The sequence below is a fragment of the Streptomyces sp. NPDC046197 genome (genome assembly GCF_040646295.1).
GTDB lineage: Bacteria > Actinomycetota > Actinomycetes > Streptomycetales > Streptomycetaceae > Streptomyces.
Genome location: NZ_JBEYZY010000028.1, coordinates 25,347 through 44,965, shown reverse-complemented (window position 1 = coordinate 44,965; position 19,619 = coordinate 25,347). Strand labels below are relative to the sequence as shown.

General features: G+C 69.9%; 16 protein-coding genes and 1 pseudogene. 9 read left to right on the top strand and 8 right to left on the bottom strand.

The features are described 5' to 3' along the window. Positions 1 to 414: 414 nt before the first annotated feature. A complete protein-coding gene (locus tag AB0A61_RS30660; RefSeq protein ID WP_361299367.1) occupies positions 415 to 1,002 on the top strand; it encodes a hypothetical protein in 588 nt (195 codons plus the stop codon). Between the two features lie 11 nt (positions 1,003 to 1,013). Here the strand turns inward: AB0A61_RS30660 and AB0A61_RS30655 are convergent, their stop codons facing one another. Continuing rightward, complete coding sequence (locus AB0A61_RS30655; RefSeq protein WP_361299364.1) at positions 1,014 to 1,316, bottom strand: hypothetical protein; 303 nt, start codon at positions 1,314 to 1,316, stop codon at positions 1,014 to 1,016. Positions 1,317 to 1,542: 226 nt separating this feature from the next. Between AB0A61_RS30655 and AB0A61_RS30650 the strand changes: the two genes are divergently transcribed. After that, a complete protein-coding gene (locus AB0A61_RS30650) occupies positions 1,543 to 2,415 on the top strand; it encodes an NAD(P)H-binding protein (protein WP_361299361.1) in 873 nt (290 codons plus the stop codon). 92 nt (positions 2,416 to 2,507) lie between these two features. On the opposite strand, the gene AB0A61_RS30645 is transcribed toward AB0A61_RS30650, so the two are convergent. Continuing rightward, a complete protein-coding gene (locus AB0A61_RS30645) occupies positions 2,508 to 4,256 on the bottom strand; it encodes a CocE/NonD family hydrolase (protein WP_361299358.1) in 1,749 nt (582 codons plus the stop codon). A gap of 678 nt (positions 4,257 to 4,934) precedes the next feature. Here AB0A61_RS30645 and AB0A61_RS30640 point away from each other — a divergent pair. The 7 genes and pseudogenes from AB0A61_RS30640 to AB0A61_RS30610 all read left to right on the top strand — a co-directional run bounded on the left by AB0A61_RS30640 (position 4,935) and on the right by AB0A61_RS30610 (position 13,023). Further along, a complete protein-coding gene (locus AB0A61_RS30640; RefSeq protein ID WP_361299355.1) occupies positions 4,935 to 5,828 on the top strand; it encodes a DUF1028 domain-containing protein in 894 nt (297 codons plus the stop codon). 205 nt (positions 5,829 to 6,033) lie between these two features. Beyond that, positions 6,034 to 6,612, top strand: coding sequence for a hypothetical protein (locus AB0A61_RS30635; protein ID WP_361299352.1), 579 nt, complete (start codon positions 6,034 to 6,036; stop codon positions 6,610 to 6,612). Position 6,613: 1 nt separating this feature from the next. Then, positions 6,614 to 7,492 carry a hypothetical protein gene (locus tag AB0A61_RS30630; protein ID WP_361299349.1) on the top strand — a complete coding sequence of 293 codons (879 nt, stop codon included), beginning with the start codon at positions 6,614 to 6,616 and terminating at the stop codon, positions 7,490 to 7,492. A gap of 164 nt (positions 7,493 to 7,656) precedes the next feature. Then, on the top strand, positions 7,657 to 8,901 hold the full coding sequence (locus AB0A61_RS30625; protein ID WP_361299346.1) for a hypothetical protein: 1,245 nt from the start codon (positions 7,657 to 7,659) through the stop codon (positions 8,899 to 8,901). Next, positions 8,811 to 10,157 (top strand): annotated as a pseudogene (locus AB0A61_RS30620) (MFS transporter); the annotation flags it as partial. The gene AB0A61_RS30625 and the pseudogene AB0A61_RS30620, both read left to right, overlap by 91 nt. After that, positions 10,157 to 10,609: a MarR family transcriptional regulator gene (locus AB0A61_RS30615; protein WP_361299343.1), complete on the top strand. Its 453-nt coding sequence runs from the start codon at positions 10,157 to 10,159 to the stop codon at positions 10,607 to 10,609. The pseudogene AB0A61_RS30620 and the gene AB0A61_RS30615, both read left to right, overlap by 1 nt. A gap of 515 nt (positions 10,610 to 11,124) precedes the next feature. Beyond that, positions 11,125 to 13,023 carry a propionyl-CoA synthetase gene (locus AB0A61_RS30610; RefSeq protein WP_361299340.1) on the top strand — a complete coding sequence of 633 codons (1,899 nt, stop codon included), beginning with the start codon at positions 11,125 to 11,127 and terminating at the stop codon, positions 13,021 to 13,023. A 94-nt stretch (positions 13,024 to 13,117) separates the two neighbouring features. Here AB0A61_RS30610 and AB0A61_RS30605 read toward each other — a convergent pair whose 3' ends face one another. The 6 genes from AB0A61_RS30605 to AB0A61_RS30580 all read right to left on the bottom strand — a co-directional run bounded on the left by AB0A61_RS30605 (position 13,118) and on the right by AB0A61_RS30580 (position 19,618). Then, the gene (locus AB0A61_RS30605; RefSeq protein ID WP_361299337.1) at positions 13,118 to 13,441 is read right to left on the bottom strand and encodes a hypothetical protein; all 324 of its coding nucleotides are present in this window, start codon (positions 13,439 to 13,441) and stop codon (positions 13,118 to 13,120) included. A 283-nt stretch (positions 13,442 to 13,724) separates the two neighbouring features. After that, positions 13,725 to 14,897 (bottom strand): VWA domain-containing protein, encoded by a 1,173-nt coding sequence (locus AB0A61_RS30600; protein ID WP_361299334.1) that lies wholly within the window; start codon positions 14,895 to 14,897, stop codon positions 13,725 to 13,727. Next, positions 14,890 to 15,798 (bottom strand): MoxR family ATPase, encoded by a 909-nt coding sequence (locus AB0A61_RS30595; RefSeq protein ID WP_361299331.1) that lies wholly within the window; start codon positions 15,796 to 15,798, stop codon positions 14,890 to 14,892. The genes AB0A61_RS30600 and AB0A61_RS30595 overlap by 8 nt, the downstream gene beginning before the upstream one ends. Beyond that, positions 15,791 to 16,717, bottom strand: a complete 927-nt coding sequence (locus AB0A61_RS30590; RefSeq protein WP_361299328.1) for an XdhC family protein — start codon at positions 16,715 to 16,717, stop codon at positions 15,791 to 15,793. Before AB0A61_RS30590 ends, AB0A61_RS30595 begins: the two co-directional genes overlap by 8 nt. A gap of 10 nt (positions 16,718 to 16,727) precedes the next feature. Beyond that, positions 16,728 to 19,100 (bottom strand): aerobic carbon-monoxide dehydrogenase large subunit, encoded by a 2,373-nt coding sequence (locus tag AB0A61_RS30585; protein ID WP_361299325.1) that lies wholly within the window; start codon positions 19,098 to 19,100, stop codon positions 16,728 to 16,730. Then, the gene (locus AB0A61_RS30580) at positions 19,097 to 19,618 is read right to left on the bottom strand and encodes a (2Fe-2S)-binding protein (protein ID WP_361299322.1); all 522 of its coding nucleotides are present in this window, start codon (positions 19,616 to 19,618) and stop codon (positions 19,097 to 19,099) included. The genes AB0A61_RS30585 and AB0A61_RS30580 overlap by 4 nt, the downstream gene beginning before the upstream one ends. Between the last annotated feature and the right edge of the window lies 1 nt (position 19,619).

Genomic DNA, 19,619 nt, shown 5'->3' with positions numbered 1-19,619 from the left:
CCTGACGCAGGGCCCAAGCAGCTCCGAGCGTTCACCCACCGATGCCGACGACGGGCTGCACGGGCGTCACTTGGGGTCGCGCAGGAAGGCGGGGATCTCGTCACGGGTCGGCTGGTCGGCAGGGGTGCCGATCGACGATTCACGCTACGCTGCGCGGCTGGATGACACCCGCGGTGTTCGGCAGCCTTCGGCACACCGAACCCGCCCCCTGACGGTGATCGCGGCCCAGTTCCGACCGTTGACGAACACCCAGGTGAACCGAAGTCCCGCGGTCAAGGAATTCGAAGTCAACCGCTCTATCGAGCCACTAACACCCACACCCCATCAAGGCCGAAACCAGCTCCTGTTTCTCGGAGTGAACGCGAGTAGTGTCCCGCACTGCAAGTCCGGCGTACCCAGAAAGGGGAGCAATACGTGAGGATGGCATTCCGCTCACTGGCCCGCGCGGGGGCATGTACATTCGCATCACTGGCCTTGGTGCTGGGTTTGTCCGGGGGTTTTACGGCCGCAGCTTCAGAGGCCGGCCAGGCCGGGTTGGACAACACCTGGGCATGCTCGGTGCCTTCGGGATACACCTACGATCGGGTGGCGAGCCAGCTCAACGTATGCGGCTCCGGTTTCCACGCCTACTATCACTTGCGGGCACCCCAAGACAATATTTGGGTCTGCTATGTCCCGTCTGGTTACACCTACGATCAGGCCAGTAATCAACTGAACGTCTGCAACTCGTCCGGATTCGCGACCAGTTACCGCATGCGAGTCGGACAGGACAACATCTGGGCCTGCTATGTCCCGAACGGTAACCTCACCTACGACCGGGTCACCAGTCAATTGAATGTATGCAACCCGTCCGGGTTTTCATACAGCTACCACCTCCGCACGCCTGTGAACGGGCTATGGGCCTGCAATGTCCCCGTAGGGTGGACCTACGACCAGGTCACCAACCAGCTGAACGTCTGTAACCCGTCCGGTTTCGCGAGCAGTTATCGCTTGCGAGGCTGACACCCTGCACGTCAGTAAGGCCGATGACGTGAGTCATCGGCCTTACTGCTGCGTGAGTCCCTGGAGACCCGGCGCAACCTCGCATCCCACGGTGCCTTGCCTCCGCGGCGTCCCTCGGGGTAGGGGGTCCCCGGCTCCTTGCGTACGAACAGCCGCAACGGGCCGAACTCTTCGACGTCGGCGAACAGCAAGGGCACGGTGGCGTAATACTGCTCGATCCGAGCAGGCAGGGAGTCGCTCATGCGGCGCATCGCACCACGGATCAGCGGCACGCTGCATCCCAAAATTGCGCCCGGTACGGCGACAAGGCTCACCGCGATCCCCACCTGACGCCCACGAAGGCGGCCCGGAGGTGCACCACGGTTTCAAAACGCGCTGGGCGGGAGACTGGCGTCATTTCTCCGTCGGCTGTCATTCTCGCCCGCGGGGCCGACGATCTCGTCTTCGGACCGCTGTGCTCGTCGTGGCCTGCGGCGGGCTTTGCGGCGTCCTGCCTCTCGTCGGCTGCTCCATGGATCATGACGATCAGGAGGAACATCCATGGCGATCTTGGTGACCGGAGCCACCGGCAACGTCGGCCGGAATGTGGTTCGGCAACTCGTCGAGGCTGGTGAGGAGGTGCGAGCTCTGACCCGCAGTCCACTCACAGCCGGGTTGGCGGAAGCCGTGCGCGTTGTCGCGGGAGATCTCACGCGGCCGGATTCTCTTGCCGACGCGCTGAAAGGCGTTGACCGGATGTTCCTGTTCCCGGTCGCCGAAACGGCTCGGGAAGTGGTCAGTGTGGCACGGCAGGCCGGCGTGCGTCGTATCGTTGTGCTGTCCTCCGGGGCAGTCACGACGGGCTTCGACACCAATTTCCACTTGCCGGTCGAGCAGGCCGTCGAGGAGTCGGGCCTGGAGTGGACCCACGTGCGCCCCGGCGAGTTCGCGCTGAACAAGCTGGCTCTATGGGGTCCGTCCATCCGAGCCGAAGGCGTGGTGCGCGACCCCAACCCCGATGCGGCCTGGTGCCCTGTGCATGAGCAGGACATCGCCGATGTCACGGTCCGGGCCCTGCTCGAGGACGGGCATTGTGGACGGGCTTACACCCTCAACGGCCCCGAAATGCTCTCGCATCGGCGACAGGTTGCACTGATCGCCGCTGCCCTCGGGAGCCCGATCCGTCTGGAGGTCGTGACCCGGGACGAAGCACGGGACAGCTACCTCCGGCAGGGAGGGTTCGCGGCGGCGAACGCGGATTTCTTGCTCGGCTTCGAGGACTACTCAGGGGGGCGGACCGACCTGCGGACTGTGAAGGAATTCGATCCGACGGCAGTCGGTCCGATGCCCACGGCCGAGGATGTCACCGGCATCCCGGCTCGCACCTTCGCCCAATGGGCACACGACCATGCTGGGGACTTTCTCCCCGATTGAGGATTTCGCGACGCGTACAGACGTCGCCTGCAAGGCCGGTCGGCGGCACCTCGCCGACCGGCCGCGGCAGCGCCGGCCTTCGTCGGGGTGTCTCAGACGACTGGCAGATCGAGGTAACTCGCCTTGCCGTCCTCGGACGTCAGCGTGACGACGGTGCTGGGTTCGTTGGCGGTGTCGTAGAAGGGGTCGGCAGTGTCGACGGCGAGCATCAGGCGCCACCCTGCGGGGAGGAAGAAGTCCGTGGCCTGCAGGTCGAACTCGGCGGTGACCGTGGTGCCTGCCTGCCCGTCGTGTCGGGTGAACGGGGCGTGGCTGATGATGTATCCACCGCCGAGCGGGTCCACGGCGCACAGGTACGCCACGATCGTGGCCATGCCCGTGGTGGAGGCCAGGTTCAGGCTCAGCCGGGGCGTGCCGCGCAGCCGGGTTCCGCCCGGGCTTGCCGGGCCGGTGCTCCAGATGCCCACGCACTGCTGGGCCGCGCCCTGGTCGAAGTGGTTGGTGAGGTACCGCTTGGGCAGGACGAACCGCTCGAGCAGTCCGCTGAGGATCACCGCGTCCGCCACCCTCGCCGGCGTGCTCGGGCCCGACTGCAGGGACAGGCTCCAGCCCGACGGCTGCACGGTGCCCAGAGGCCCGCGCCTGGGTCCCGCCTCCGGCGCGCCCAGGTACAGCCGCTGCGCCTCGCCGATGAAGTCCTCCCAGCGTGAGTAGGTGTGGCGGATACGTGTGTGCATGACCTCGCTGGTGATCTGCGGTTCGTGGTCGATGCCGTTGTTCTCGTCCTTCAGGAACCGGTCGAACCACCGGTGCAGGTCCCGGAGGATCGGGTCGCCCGGCACACCGCTCAGGCACAGCAGTTCGGGCGAGGTGTGGTCGCCGATGCCGAGATACAGGCGCTTCGGGCCGGTCAGGCGGCGGAACAGCTCCAGGGTCTGGTTGACCGGGAAGATCGTCTCGTGCCAGGCGTGAACGTAGTGGACCGGAACACCGCGGGCATTGAGGTCCTCGACGCGGTTGATCGGGGAGCGCCGGGCGGCCCAGGCGAGCGGGTCGCTCACGTCCCCGCCGCCCAGCAGGGTGTCGAACATCTTCTCGGTCTCGGGGGCCAGGCGGCCGGGGGTCGGCGAGGATTTCAGCGCACCGACGGACGCCAGGTGCCGGGTGCCGTTCTCGTAGAACGCCGCGCCCATGTCGCCCCAGGTACTCAGCGCCGCCACGGCCGCCACTCGGGTATCGACGGCGGCCGCCAGCTGGCTGATGCCGGAGCCGTAGGACTCGCCCAGGAATCCCACCTTCGTCACCCGCTCGCCCAGGCGTGCCAACAAGTGGTCCACCGCCTTGCCGGCGTCCTCGATGTCCTTGTCCCCCGCCGCCTCCACCAGCCCGCCGGAGTCACCGAAGCCACGCGTGGTGTAGGCCAGCACGTGGTAGCCCCATTCCTGGAACCGGGCGGCGATGCCGGTGTACGAGGTCCAGCCCGGGTTGACCCACGGTGAGGGCATCACCAGCGCCGGACGCGGCTCGTCGTCCGGGTGAGTCCACAGCGCGCCGTCGAGCTCGTCGCCGTCCGCGCCGGGGAACCGCACCTCCTCGTATCCCCTGGCACGTACCTGTTCCACCTGCACAGCCAGGTCCTCGGGCAGCACGCCGGTCTCCCCGGTCCGCAACGCGTGCCGGAGCGCAGCCAGCCGGACCTCGTCCAGCGGTACGAATGCCGCCTGCGCGTCGGGCAGGTCCTCCGCGGACCGCCTGCCGCTGTCGGCGAAGTCCGCGACAGCGGACAGCAGTGCCCAGGAAGTCGTGCCACTTCCGGATTCCTCGTTGAACCCGCTCGTCATCTCGATCCACCTCTCTGTGTGTGCTCTCGACCAGGACAGGGCCGATGCCACCTGCCGCCAGGGGCCAGACCGCCTGGGCCCGAGCGGATGCCCGGGCACCGAGAAGTCGGCACGGTCCACGGCATGTGGGGAAAGCGTCGAGGGAACCTCCGACAGCGAAGGCAGGCCAGGGGCCGGCCGTACCGGCCCTGCACATGCTGTCCGTCGGCGGTGCCGCCCCAAGCGGCACAGTCCTGCCCTCGGAGCACGCCCTTACTGGTCGGCCGCTGTTGCGGCGCCTGTGATTCCGCAGGTCCAGCCGCACAGGACCCTTCACAGTCACAGCATTCCGAGCGGGCCTTCCCTCGTAACGCACATACGAACAAACCACCCCATCGCCTCACCGACACGCACCGCGGGTTGCCGGGGTCCAGCGGCACTTCGTGATAGGTGATCCCGCGGCGGCTCGCGCTCGAAGTCCGGCGCCTCGCGGACCGTGCGCGCGGAGCGGTGACCGGGAACAGGGCGGCGCGGATGGCGGAGCCGCAGATACGGTCGTCCTTGTTGCATCACCGCACCTGCGCAGCCTGCAGATCCTCTGCTGATAGGAGGATCGTCGCGTGCGGCTGATTGCGGACTGGGCGGGGCGGATGGCATCGGTCCCGGTCGACGGGAAGGCCGGTGAGGGGGGAGATCTCGATGACGTACTCGGTCGTGGCGCGTGATCCGGAGACGGGTGTGCTGGGGGTCGCCGTCCAGTCCGCGGTTGTCGCGGTGGGCAATCGGGTTCCCTGGGTGCGGCCCGGTGTCGGCGTGGTGGCCAGCCAGGCGTTCACGGAGCCGGCCTATGGCCCCCGGTGCCTGGACGCAATCGCCGCAGGGGCCGGCGCGGCGGATGCCCTGGCCCAGGCGAGTGCGGCGGATCCGGAGCCGATGATGCGGCAGGTCGCCGTCGTGGCCGCCGATGGGACGGTCGCCGTGCGGACCGGCGGGGCGTGCATCGACGCGGCCGGGCATGTATCGGGCGACGGGTTCGCGGTGCAGGCGAACATGATGGCCGGCGACCGGGTCTGGCCGGCGATGGCGGAGGCGTTCACCGGCGCCCGCGGCCCGTTCCCGCGCCGGATGCTCGCGGCACTGCGCGCGGCCCAAGACGCGGGCGGTGACGCCCGCGGGGTGATGTCCGCAGCCGTGATGGTGGTCGCCGGCCAGGCAGCGCAGCCGTGGGCCGGGCGCCTGGTCGACGTCCGGGTCGACCACAGCACCGACCCTCTCGGAGAGCTGGACGCACTCCTGTCCGCCCACGACGCCTGGCAGCACCTCAACCGGGGCGTCGACGCGCTGTACTCCGGCGACGCGACCGCCGCCCTGGCCGAGGTTCATGCCGGACTGGCAGGTCTGCCGGGCGAGGAGAACCTGCGGTTCCTGCGCGCGCGAGCCTTGCTGGCCAAGGGGGACGTCGAGGCGGGCGGTGCGGAACTGCGGGCGCTGATCGCCGCTCGTCCCAGCTGGGAGGTGCTCGTGCGGGGCTTCGCAGCGAAGGGACTGCTGACACTGGCTCCCGGCATGTCGCTGGAGTCACTGCTGGGTTGATTTCGGGTACGTGGCCACCTCGCGCCGATCAGGGACCTGATCTGGGAGGAGTCAACTTCGGAACCGAATACGGCCATCGGCTCCCATCCATCTCATGGTGTCAGCCGTTGCAAGCACACGGTCCAAAGACATGCAGTGGCAGGGTTGCGTGGGCTGGGACCGAAGTGCAGGAATGGTGCAGTTTCGGCCACAGGGGGGACGCGCTGTGTCGGAAGAGTTATCCCTGCCTCATAAGACCTCATCGGGCGGGGCCGCGGCGGAATCGGCGGGCGGTGCGGCGCAGGACGATGCGAAGATCGTCATTAGCCGGGTCTCGGTGGCCGAAGCGCCGGGCGCCCAGGACATCGGTCCCTGGCAGCGGAAATCGCTGCGCAGAAGCCGCCTGGCGATCTGGCTGATATTCGGAGTTGCGTTCGGCCTTGTGCCCCTGGCCTTCGATTATGTGTGGGGCAGCGCCCACGACGTCCATCCCACGGTGAACGGGATCCTTGCGCACGGCGAATTGCTGCTGCTGGCGACGGTCGTCTGCGCGGAGACGCTCGGGAAACACCTGCTCGTCATGATGCGCCACGGCACCAGGCGCCCGACCTTGAAGATCATTGTTTTCGGCCTGCTTTTCCTCCTCACAGCTCTGTACGCGATGAGTTACGCCCATCTGCGTTACCAGGGAGAGGAACCGGTGGTCGGCCAGGAGACACACATCGCCCATGTGTCCTTGGCGTTCTTCGGAGTGGCCGTGGTGACCGCGCTCGTCGCCCGTTTCCTGGCCGAAGGCGAGGAGTGAGATGAACGCCCTGCTCTTCGCCACTGTCGTGGTCGCGGTCCTCGTCATGCTGACCGCCTGGGCGGACGCGTCGCGCCGTCGGCGCAAGTCCGTGCAGAGCGCCATCCGTATTCGGGAGGTACTGCAGGTCACCGCGATCCGGAATGGGACGGAACGAACATTCGTCGTACCGCCGGAGAGCCTTGAGGGTCCGGAGCACGACCTGGTTCTTCTGTTGCACGATCGCCTCGGAGTCAGCGAGACGAGGGCCGCCGCCATCCTCGGTGACCTGCGTCGGGAAGCGGAGTCATTGAAGGCGTCGATCCCCCGGCCCGTCTCGGCACTGTCCCGGACCGCCGGTTCTGGCGCCCCGCAGAGCGGGCCGCCGGTGCAGGCTCACTCCTTCCGCAGACTGGCGCCGGCCGGCGCAGCGGCCGGCGGGCGCACAGTGCGTGACACGTTCCGGTCGGCAGACGGCCTGGTGACCGTCTCGCTGTCGACGTATACCGAGGCGCCTCAGGAGATCATCGTCGAGGTTTCCACGGGCACTCCGTCTCCGGGCGAGGTGGCCGTGATCCGGGGGCGGCTCGGCGACGTCTGGGAACGGTTCGCGGTTCCGCTGGCGACCGGTGGGCAGGAGCCGGATACCGCTTCAGCCAACGGCACGCTCCGGTTGACCACCACGCTGCCGAGTGTGGAGTTCGACGCCGAGATTGAATTCTTGTCGGTGCAGGAACTCGTAGCGGAAGACGCCGAGTTCATCAGCCGGTCGATCCAGGTGGCAGTCGAGGGGACCCGGCGACATTGGCGACGGTTGGCCTCGGCGTCGAACACCGGCTGGGACGAGGAATTTCGGAAGACGGTGCGGCGGGAGCTCGGCAGTGGACGGGGGACCTCATGAAAGTGGGAGGACATTCGGCAAACGCCGGGCCGGAAGGAGAGGGCGAGCCCGGAAGTGACGGTGAACTGCCCGGCATCCTGCGGTACCGAAGGTTGTTCGACCGTTAGCGCGGGTGGTTCGCCCGGTGCACTACGGCGGTGCGCTCCGGGACGGTGTCAGGCATCGTGGCGGAGTTGCCGGACTGTGTCGACCTCACCGAAAGCTGGGCATCACACGGGCTGGACGGCCCGGTGGGCAGTGCCTTGGCCGCACAAGTGGACCTTGCTCGCTTCGCCGTGGGCGAGTCCGGCTCCCTGCGCCGCGCCTATGACATTGCCCGCACCAACACCACACCGGTGGCCGGCGGACGTGACCTGGCGGGCGGCCGTGGCCTGGCGGGCGGCAACCCACAGGAAAAGATCAGGGCCGCCCTGCAGGCCGACGGCATACCGGAACCCGACCCCGGCGTCTGTGCCGACCTGGCGCTGCGTGTCGCAGCCCTGCAAGGCACCTTGCCCGGCCCCGTCGACGAAGTCGCCCTCCCCCTGCTGTTCAGCTTCGGCGTGCACGGAGAGGTGGGCGCTGTCCGCCTCCACCGTCTGGCCTCAGGCGCTCCCGACCTTTACCCGGACCCGCGGACCATGGGGCTGACCGTCTGTGACGCACGCTTCCTCGATGCGCTGCGCTCCGCGTGGACCGCGCGCCCTCTGGACAATGCGACCGTGCTGTGGAGCGTGAGTGACGGGAAGGGATATCCAGACTGGTTGGAGGGCGACTCCGCGGGTGCCACGATCGCACTCGCCCTGGATGAACTGGGCCGCCGCACCACACGCTGGGCCCGGGCCAGACCCCGGCGCGCCAGCGAAAAGGTGGCCATCAGCGCCGCCCTTGGGCACGACGCTACCCTGCGCCGCGTCGATGACATCAAGGCCAAGATCGACGCGGCGTCGGTGGCCGGGAAGAAGGCGGTGGTCCTGCCCGCGGCCAACCGGGGCGACACAGAGCACCAACAAGGGCGGTCGGCGGTCCCCCTCAAATACGCTACCGACCTTGACGAGGCGTTCCGACACGCACGGCGCTGTCGTCCGGTGTTCCTACGCTCAGTGGGCGTCCTGTCGGTCCTCGCCGTGCTGGCAGCGATGCTCGTCATTCAGCACATGAACGACGTCCAGCGCAAGCATCAGGCCGCGCTGGTCGACAAGGCCCGTTCTCTGCTCGCAACGGCCAAGACGACCGACGCCAACAGCACGGCGTCTCAGCAGACCCAGGCCATCCTGCTGCTCACTGCGCACGCGCTGGCGGCAGAGGGCGGAAACACGGACCTCGCGAACAGCATCCCCTGCCGGCCATCCAGCACGACCTGCACACCTCGGTGTCCGGGCTGCAGTGGACGGTCGACGCCTACACCCTGGTGCTGGCGAGCCTGCTGATGCTCTCCGGCTCGACCGCCGACCGCGTGGGCCGCCGCCGCACCTTCCAAGTCGGGCTGGCGGTCTTCACCGCCGCGTCCCTGCTGTGCAGCCTGGCGCCCGGCCTCGGATGGCTGGTCGCCGCGCGCATGCTCCAGGCGGTCGGGGGATCCATGCTGAACCCCGTCGCCATGTCGATCATCAGCAACACCTTCCCCGACTCCCGCGAACGTGCCCGCGCCATCGGGGTGTGGAGCGGTGTCGTCGGCATCAGCATGGCCGCCGGACCGATACTCGGCGGCGCACTCGTGGAGTCGGCCGGCTGGCGGGCCATCTTCTGGATCAACGTGCCCATCGGCCTGGCCGCGCTCGTCCTGACCCGGTCGTACGTACCGGAATCCCGGGCACCGCGGGCCCGCCGTGTGGACCCGGTCGGGCAGACCCTGGTCATCGTCCTGCTCGCCACGCTGACCTACGCGATCATCGAATCGCCGAACCGCGGCTGGACGTCACCCGTCGTTTCCGGCTGCGCGGCCGCGGCGCTCTGCGCGCTGCTGGGACTGCTGTGGTACGAGCCCCGGCGCACCGACCCGCTCATCGACCCGAGGTTCTTCCGCTCCGCGCCGTTCTCGGGCGCCACCGTCATCGCGGTGGCCGCGTTCGCCGGGCTGGGCGGCTTCCTCTTCGTCAGTTCCCTGTACTTGCAGGACGCACGGCACCTCGATCCCCTGCACACCGGGCTGTTCATGCTGCCGATGGCCGTGACGGCGCTGCTCACCGCTCCCTTGTCCGGCCGTATCGTGGCCGCGCGGGGACCACGGGTTCCCCTGCTGCTCGCCGGGGCGGCGCTGGGCGCGAGCGCCGTGCTCCAGGCACTCACCTACTCGGTCCACCTGCCGGTGCCCCTGCTGGTGACGGCCTATCTGCTCTTCGGTGCCGGCTTCGGCATGGTCAACGCGCCCATCACCAACACCGCCGTGTCCGGCATGCCCCGCGCACAGGCCGGCGTCGCGGCCGCGGTGGCCTCCACCAGCCGGCAGATCGGCCAGTCTCTCGGCGTGGCCGTCATCGGCGCCCTCATGGCCACCGGCGCGCGCCGAGCCGACCCGGCGGCGTTCACGGACGCCGGTCGGACGGCCTGGTGGATCATCGCCGGCTGCGGCGCCACTGTGCTGGTCACGGGTACGCTCACCTCCGGCCGGTGGGCCCGGGCAACGGCCCGGCGCACCTCGCGACGACTGGCTGTCGAGGAGAGCAAGGAGACGGTGAACGTCTGATGGAACGCCCACGGGACGACGAGCACGGCAAGGTGGAGGAGACCACCGCACAGACGGCCGCCCGGGCATGGCAAGGACTCAACACCCTCCTCATGGACCGCCACAACCGCCGCAAGACGGTCGCGGAGACCCTCGGCATGAGCTTCAGCCGGGTCAGGGCTTTGCGCCGTCTCGCCGCCGGCCCGCTCACCCTGCGGGAACTGGCGCAGTGGATGAGCACCGACCCGCCGTACACCACCGTCATCGTCGACGATCTCGTACGGCGCGGGCTGGCCGAGCGCATCACCAACCCGGCCGACCGCCGCTCCAAAGTGGTCCACCTCACCGACGAGGGGCGGGCGACCGCGGCGCGTGCCGTGGAGATCCTCACCACCCCGCCCGACGCCCTGCTCGCACTGCCCCGCGAGGACATCGAGGCGCTCGACCGCGTGGTGACGAAACTCCTCAAGTGAGCTCAGGCCGGTGCCGGTGCAGGTCGCGTGACCACCCCGCCTTTCTCGGGCCGGCCGCTGTCCGGTGCTGCCCGATGGACGACCTCGAAGACATCGCCCGGGCCGTACGGCTTTTGCGGCACGGCGGGCCAACGGTCGGGGCGGGTATGGCACCAGACGGTCCTGACGCCGCTGTCCTGCACCTCCATCCCGGCGTCCGGCTTCCGTACTATCCTGATCGTCAACGGCCCCGGCGGGAACCTCTGCGCACCGAACGCCATCACCAACGAGATCTCATGTGAGCTCGGCACTCCCGTCACAGCTCCCGCCTCGCCGACGCGACGGGACCGGACATCCAACTGCACTGCCCGGACCGGCCCTCCACCTCCTGCGCCCCAGCCGAGCCTTCCGGACCGATCCACCTGTGCCACTGCCGGTCGAGAACCACCGGTGAGGCGATTCCGCCGTCCTTTCAGGTGACGCGAGGCCGAGGCGGCAACACTGCGCGGCCGTAACCGAGAAGAGAGGAAACCTCGATGGCACACACCAGCGAAGAGGGCGCCTACCGTGCCGCCTACCGGCGCAGCCTGGAGGACCCGGAGGGCTTCTGGCTCGATGCCGCCCGCGACGTCGACTGGGCGACCCCGCCCGACCGAGCACTGGACTCCTCACGCGCGCCGCTGTACGGCTGGTTCCCCGGCGGGCGGCTGAACACCTGCCACAACGCGCTGGACCGCCATGTCGAGAGCGGCAACGGAGACCGCGTCGCACTCGTGTACGACAGTCCTGTCGCCGAGACGGTGGCCTCCTACACCTACCGGGAGCTGCGTGACCAGGTCGCGCGTTTCGCAGGCGTCCTGACCGATCTCGGTGTGGTCAAGGGCGACCGCGTCGCGGTCTACATGCCGATGGTCCCCGAGGCCGTCATCGCGATGCTGGCGTGCGCCCGCATCGGCGCCGTGCACTCGGTCGTCTTCGGCGGGTTCGCCGCGCACGAGCTCGCCGTCCGCATCGACGACGCCCGGCCGAAGGTGGTCGTCTCCGCCTCCTGCGGCATCGAGCCCTCCCGCCTGGTTCCCTACAAGCCGCTCCTCGATGCCGCCCTTGCCCAGGCACACCACCGGCCGGAGCACTGCGTCATCCGGCAGCGCCGTCAGCTGCCGGCCGACCTGACCGAGCGCGACCTCGACTGGGACGAGGCCATGAGCAACGCCCGCCCGGTGCCGTGCGTCCCGGTCGACGCACAAGATCCGCTCTACATCCTCTACACCTCGGGCACCACCGGCCGGCCCAAGGGCGTGGTCAGGGACAACGGTGGCCACGCCGTCGCGTTGCGCTGGTCGATGGAGAACATCTTCGGCGCCGGACCCGGCGACGTGTACTGGGCGGCCTCCGACGTCGGCTGGGTGGTCGGCCACTCCTACATCGTCTACGCCCCGCTGCTGACCGGCTGCACCACGGTGCTCTACGAGGGAAAACCGGTCGGGACCCCGGACGCCGGAGCGCTGTGGCGCGTCGTGGCCCAGCACCGGGTGAACACCATGTTCACGGCGCCGACCGCAATCCGTGCCGTCAAGCGGGAAGACCCGCAGGGGACTCTGCTGCGTCCGCACGACACCAGCTCGCTGCGCCACCTGTTCCTGGCCGGGGAGCGTCTGGACCCGGGAACGCAGCAGTGGGCGGGCGACCTGCTCGGCGTCCCCGTGATCGACAACTGGTGGCAGACGGAGACGGGTTGGCCGATCGTCGCCAACCCCGTGGGCCTGGACCCGCAGCCGATCAAGCCCGGTTCGCCCACCGTGCCGATGCCCGGCTACGACGTCCGTGTTCTCGACGCGGCGGGCCGTGAGGCGCCCACGGGCACCGACGGAGCCGTGGCGATCCGGCTCCCACTGCCCCCGGGCACCCTGCCCACCTTGTGGGGGGACGACGAGCGCTACGTCCGCTCCTACCTCTCCGCGTACGACGGTCACTACCTGTCGGGAGACGGAGGGCACAGGGACACGGACGGCTATGTGTTCATCATGGGCCGCACCGACGACGTGATCAATGTCGCGGGTCACCGCCTGTCCACCGGCGCGATGGAGGAGGTCCTCACCGGCCATCCGGATGTCGCGGAATGCGCCGTCGTGGGGGTCGCCGACCCGCTCAAGGGCCAGGTACCGCGCGGCTTCGTCGTGCTCAAGGCCGGCACCGCGCGCAGTCCCGAGGACGTGTCGGCCGAGCTCGTGGCCGCGGTGCGGGAGACCATCGGCCCGGTGGCGGCGCTGCGCCGCATCGACGTCGTCACCGCGCTGCCCAAGACCCGGTCGGGCAAGATCCTCCGTCGTACCATGCGGGACATCGCCGACGGCGGTGAGCCCGAACTCCCCTCCACCATCGACGACCCGACCGTGATCGACACCCTGCGCCCCGTACTGCGCGGCGAAGCCTGAATCTCACGCCCGACCCTGCATCCTTGTCGTGACCAACGACAATGGGGCGCGCCCATGACGGACGCGCCCCCTTGTGCGCCTGCGGCGACCACTACTAGAGGATGATGATCACGAAGCCTCCTTGGTCGAACCGGTGGTCGAAGCCGTGGTCGAAGCCGTGGTCGAAGCGGTTGTCGAAACAGAAGCCGGGGTGGTTGAAGCAGAAGCCGCGGTGGTCGAAGCGGAATCCGTGGTCGAAGCCGTGGTCGAAGCGGAATCCGTGGTCGAAGCAGCGCCCGAAGTCGTGGTCGAAGCACTGGTCGGTGGTCACACGGGTGTGCACGGCAGGGGCTGCTGCTGCGGCCGTGCCTGCTGCGCCGATCGCAGCGCCGCCGGCCATCAGCATGCCGGCCGCGGACGCGGCAACGAGACGCCTCACGCATTGTGCTCGCATGATGGATGCACTCTTCCTTCCATCGTCTCGCGCAACTCTCAGCGGCACGAGATGGACGGCCGCAGCCGCGAGGGTGCAGCGGCAGGGTTGCAGGCGTCGGCCCGTGCAGGCGAGGAGCACGTCTCGCATCCGAGATCCCCGCTGCACGGAAGCCGGGCCGACCAGGGGCGCACCCCCAAGGTTGCGGTCCTACTTCCAGTACGTCGGCAGCGCCCTTTTGGATTGGTGCCCTCGCGGGAGGGTGGCAGGATCAGCGGCGGCGGCAGGGTCAGCGGCGGCGCGGGGCGGACAGAGCGGCGGTGAAGTCGTCCAGGGCCGCGAGGTTGTGGGCGCTGACGACGGCGTCGCAGTAGGGCAGTGCCGCAGCCATGCCGGCCACGAGCGGACGGTAGCGCGGGCTCGCCGTGCGCGGGTTGACCCATACGATGCGGTGGGCGACCCGGGACAGCCGCGCCATGTGGGTGGCGAGATCGGCGGGCGCGCCGGTGTCCCAGCCGTCGGAGATGATGGCGACCACGGCGCCGTGCGCCATGCCGCGTCGGCCGAACCGCTCGTTGAACTCCGCCAGGCACTCCGCTATCCGGGTGCCGCCGGACCAGTCCGGAGCCGCCCGTCCGGCCCGTGCCAGGGCGTCGTCCGGCCCGGCCCGGCGGAGGGCGGGCGTGAGACGTGTGAGCCGGGTGGCGAAAGTGAAGACCTCTGCGCGGGCGGCGCGGGCGGCGCAGTAGAGCAGTTGCAGCATCGCGCGGGCATAGGGCTCCATCGATCCGGAGATGTCGCAGAGGACGATGAGATCGCGGGGGCGGGCGCGGGGCTCGAAGCGGCGTAGCCGCAGCGGGTATCCGCCGGTGCGCCGGCCGGCGGAGAGGGTGCGCCGCACGTCGATGCGCGCACCGTGGTGCGCGGTGCGGCGTCGGCGGGACGGCCGGGTCGGGGTGCGAAGCACAAGGGTGCGCATCACCTCGGCGAGCCGCGCCAGTTCCTCGGCGGACAGGTCCGCGAAGTCGCGGCCCGCGAGACGGTCGAGCGGACTGGCGGCGAGGGGTACGGGAGCCCTGCGCGGCTTGGTGTCGGCGTCCCGGTCACGTCCGTCGGCGGTTGCCTTCCGGGTGCCGGGGACACGGGCGGGAACGCTCTCCGGGAGCGATCGGGGCGGCTCGCCGGGTTGCCCGCGCTGTGCTCCGCGGTCGGCCAGGCCGCCGAAGACCTCGCGGAAGACCGCGTCGAACGGCTCGATCTGCTCGCGGTCGGACACCAGGGTGGCGAGCGCGCAGTACCGCAGCTCGCTCCTCGTCGACGGTGCCAGCAGGGTCAGGGCCCGGGCGAAGCTCCGGGTACGGTCGGGGCCCACCGCGATCCCCGCGTCGTGCAGGGCGGCGGTAAACCCGGCGGCCAGTTCGGGCAGGCCAGGCAGGCGCCACAGGTCAGGCAGGTCAGGCATCGGAGCCTGCCTCCGCGTCGACCAGTTCCGCCAGGCCGGCCCGGCGCACCGCTTCCAGGTCCTCGGCGTACTTGAGTACCGCCCCCAGGGTGCGGTCGGCGGCGTCGGTGTCGAGAACGGAGAGCCCCAGCGCCTGCAGCGCGCCCGCCCAGTCGATCGCCTCGGCGATGCCGGGCGGCTTGGTGAGCTCCTGCCGGGCACGCAGGCGCGCCACCCCGCGCGCCACGCGCGCGGCCAGCCATTCGGCGGACTGCGGCACCCGTCTGCGGATGATCGCGGCGACCCGGGCGGTGTCCGGGTAGTCGATCCAGTGGTAGAGGCAGCGGCGTTTGAGCGCGTCGTGCAGATCCCGGGTGCGGTTGGAGGTCAGTACGGCCACCGGTGGCACCGCGGCCGTCCGGGTGCCCAGTTCGGGGATGGTGACGGCGGCATCGGCGAGCAGCTCCAGCAGGAAGGCCTCGAATTCGTCGTCGGCGCGGTCGACCTCGTCGATGAGCAGTACGGCGGGCCGCGGTCCCGGGTGGCAGATCGCGGCGAGCAGCGGCCGTGGCAGCAGGTAGTCCTCGGCGAACAGGTCGGCGTCCCGCAGGGGTTCCCCGCGGGATTCGGCCAGCCGGATGGCCAGCAGTTGCCGTGGATAGTTCCACTCGTACAGGGCCTCGGCCGAGGACAGTCCCTCGTAGCACTGCAGCCGGATCAGCGGGGTGTCGAGCACGGTGGCGAGCGCGCGGGCCGCCTCGGTCTTGCCGACGCCGGGCTCGCCCTCCAGCAGGATCGGCTGCCGCATGCGCACGGCCAGCAGCAGCGCCGTGGCCAGGGCGTCGTCGGCCAGGTAGCCGACGGCGTCCAGACGCGAGCGCAGGGCGGGGACATCGGGTACGAGGGAGTCGGGGTCAGACATGCGCGTACCGGGAGGGGTCGTCGGCGAAGGCGTGCTGGCACCCCGGCCCGCAGAAGTACACCCTGCCGTCGGCCCGCTCCAGTGAGAGGGTGGCGGGCGTGATCGCCACGGTCATGCCGCACACCGGATCCACGTCCTCGGCCACGGCCCACGGCGCGGCGGAGTCGGCTCCGGGGCGCTTGGCTCGGACCGCCTTCGGCCGCAGTGCGATGATCTCGGCGTACACCGACAGCGCGATCTCCGCCGGGGTCCGCGCGCCGATGTCCAGGCCGGCCGGGGTATGGACGCGCGCGCGTTGTTCCCCGGTGAGACCCAGCCCGGCGAGCACCGCCGCGCCGCGCTTCGGACTGGCCACCAGCCCGATGTACGGGACTCCGGCGCGTGCGGCCTCGATCAGCACCGTCTCCTCGTCGCGGCCGTGCGTGGCGATGACGACGACGTCCAGATCGGATGGCAGCGGCTCCCCGGGCGAGGCCGGCCGGGCGTCGAGGCCGAGTACGCGACCGACGTCGAGCAGTGCACGGGCGATGGGGGCGTGTCCGTAGACGTACACCAGCGCCGCGGGGAGGTTGGCCTCCAGAAAGATGTCGAGCGTCCCGCCCGACAGGCAGGGATTGGCCACCGTGACCAGGCCTTCGCCCGGCTCCTGTGCGCCTTCGGTCCCGGTGTCAGCGGCGGGCGTGATCCTCAGCAGCAGCGACTCGCCGGTCTCCAGCACGCGCAGACCCTGCAGTTGCACGGTCGTCTCGGCGCATGTGCCTCCGACGAAGCCCTCCACGCTGCCGTCGGGCAGCACCAGCGCGCTGTCCCCCGGCTTGGCGCTCGTGGGCCGTTCCGCGTGGACGACGGTGGCCAGGACGAACGGGGTCCGGCCGTGCCGGAGCACGTCCGCGCGGGTCAGCAGTTCGGTGTTCGTCATCGCGGGCGCCTCAGGTGATCGCCAGGTCGGTGCGCAGCGGCCGGCCCTGGGCGGCCCGCCACACCGCGGCGGGCGTCAGCGGCATGTCGGCATGGCGTACGCCGAGCGGTTTCAGCGCGTCGACCACGGCGTTGACCACCGCGGCGGGCGAGCCCACCGTGGCGGACTCACCGACGCCCTTGGCTCCGATGGGGTGGTGCGGGGAGGGCGTGACGGTCTCGCCGAGCTCCCAGGAAGGACACTCGACCGAGGTGGGCAGGAGATAGTCCATGAACGACCCACCGAGGCAGTTGCCGTCCTCGTCGAAGGCGATCACCTGCATGAGCGCCATGCCGAGACCGTCGGCGAGCCCGCCGTGCACCTGACCCTCGACGATCGTGGGGTTGATCCGGTTGCCGCAGTCGTCCACCGCGATGAAGCGGCGCACCTTCACCTGGCCGGTGTCGGCGTCCACGTCGACGACGCAGATGTACGCCCCGAAGGGGAAGGTGAGGTTCGGCGGGTTGTAGACACAGGTCGCGTCCAAGTGGCCCTCGACTCCCTCGGGCAGCTCCAGGTTGGAGTGCGCCGCAAGGGCGATCTCGGCGATGGTCCTGCCCTGGTCGGGGTCCCCCGTGACGAACCAGCGGCCCTTCTCCCATTCCAGGTCGTCGGGGTTCGCTTCGAGCATCGCCGAGGCCACGAGCCGCGCGCGCTCGCGTACCTTGCGGGCGACCATCGCGGCCGCCGCTCCGGACACCGGTGTCGAACGGGAGCCGTAGGTACCGAGTCCGAACGGGGTCTGGTCGGTGTCGCCGTGCACCACCTCGACGTCGTCGGGCGGGATGCCCAGTTCCTCGGCGACGATCTGCGCGAAGGTCGTCTCGTGGCCCTGTCCCTGGCTCTGCACGGAGATGCGCAGCACCGCCTTGCCGGTCGGGTGAACACGCAGTTCGGCGCCGTCGGCCATGCCCAGCCCGAGGATGTCCATGTGCTTGCGCGGGCCGGCGCCGACGGCCTCGGTGAAGAAGGCGACCCCGATGCCCATCAGTTCGCCGCGCTCGCGCCTCTCGGCCTGCTCCCCGCGCAGGTCCTCGTAGTGCGCCATGTCCATCGCCAGCCGCAGGGCCCGCGGGTAGTCGCCGGAGTCGTACTCCCACCCGGTCTGCGTCCGGTACGGGAACTGCGCCGGTCGCAGCAGGTTGCGCAGCCGCAGCTCGGCGGGGTCCTCGCCGAGCTCGGCCGCGAGCAGGTCGACCATCCGCTCGACCAGGTACACGGCCTCGGTGACGCGGAACGAGCAGGCGTAGGCGACCCCGCCGGGCGCCTTGTTGGTGTAGACGCCCGTCACGGTGCAGTGCGCGGCGGCCAGGTCGTACGAGCCGGTGAAGACGCCGAAGAAGCCGGCTGGGAAGTGGGACGGCTGCGCGGTCGCGTTGAAGGCGCCGTGGTCGGCGATCACATGGACCCGCAGGGCCTGGATCTTCCCGTCCCTCGTCGCCGCGATCTCCCCGTGCATGTGGTAGTCGCGGGCGAAGGAGGTGCTCATCAGGTTCTCCGAGCGGTCCTCCATCCACTTGACCGGCTTGCCGGTGACGATCGAACCGACGACCGCGCACACGTAACCGGGGTAGATGCCGACCTTGTTGCCGAAGCCGCCACCGATGTCCGGGGCGATGATCCGGATCTTGTGTTCCGGGATGCCGGCCACCATCGCGTAGAGCGTGCGGTGTGCGTGCGGGGCCTGGGTGGTGGACCACACCGTCAGCTTCCCGGTGATGGCGTCCATGTCCGCCACGGTGCCGCAGGTCTCCAGCGGCGCCGGGTGCACCCGCGGGTACAGCATGTCCTGCTCCACCACGACGTCGGCGGCCGCGAAGACCTCGTCGGTGCGATCCTTGTCACCGGTCGACCAGTCGAAGATGTGGTTGTCGGTCTGCTGGTCCTTGTCGTCGCGGATGACCGGCGCGTCCGGGTCGAGCGCCCGGCGGGCGTCGGCGACCGGCGGCAGCGGTTCGTATTCCACGTCGATCAGTTCGAGGGCGTCCCGGGCCGCGTAGCGGTCCTCGGCGACGACGAAGGCGACCTCCTGGCCCTGGAAGCGCACCTTGTCGGTGGCCAGCACCGCCTGGGAGTCGTACGAGAGTGTGGGCATCCAGGCCAGCCCGAGCCCGGCCAGGGTCTGCCCGGTGATCACGGCCTTGACCTTCGGGTGCGCCTCCGCGGCGCTGGTGTCGATCGACACGATCCGGGCGTGCGCCAGCGGGCTGCGCAGCACGGCCCCGTGCAGCATTCCGGGCAGCCGCACGTCGTCGACGTAGGTCCCGTGCCCGCGGACGAACCGCGCGTCCTCCTTGCGGGTCATCCGTCCGAAGCCGACGGGCCGTTCCTCGGTGGTCGTCATGCCCGCACCTCCTCGCGGCCGGGCGCCGGCTCGGTGCCCGTGTCGGCGGTCCGCGCCCCGCCGCCGTGCTCGGCGGCCCAGCGGATGGAGCGCACGATGTTCTCGTAACCGGTGCACCGGCACAGTTGTCCGGAGATGGCCTTGCGGATGTCCTCCTCGGACGGGTCCGCGTTGTGGTCGAGCAGCCAGCGGGCGGTCATCATCATCCCCGGCGTGCAGAAGCCGCACTGCAGCCCGTGGCAGGCGACGAATCCCTGCTGCACCGGGTCGAGTTCGGCCCCGTGCGCCAGGCCCTCGACGGTGCGCACCTCATGGCCGTCGGCCATCACCGCGAGCACCGTGCAGGACTTCACCGGCGTCCCGTCCAACCAGACGGCGCACACCCCGCAGTTGGAGGTGTCGCAGCCCCAGTGGGTGCCGGTGAGCCCGAGTTCGTCGCGCAGAAAGTGCACGAGCAGCAGCCTGGGCTCCACGTCCCTCGTGTACTGCTCGCCGTTCACGGTCACGGTGATCCGCATG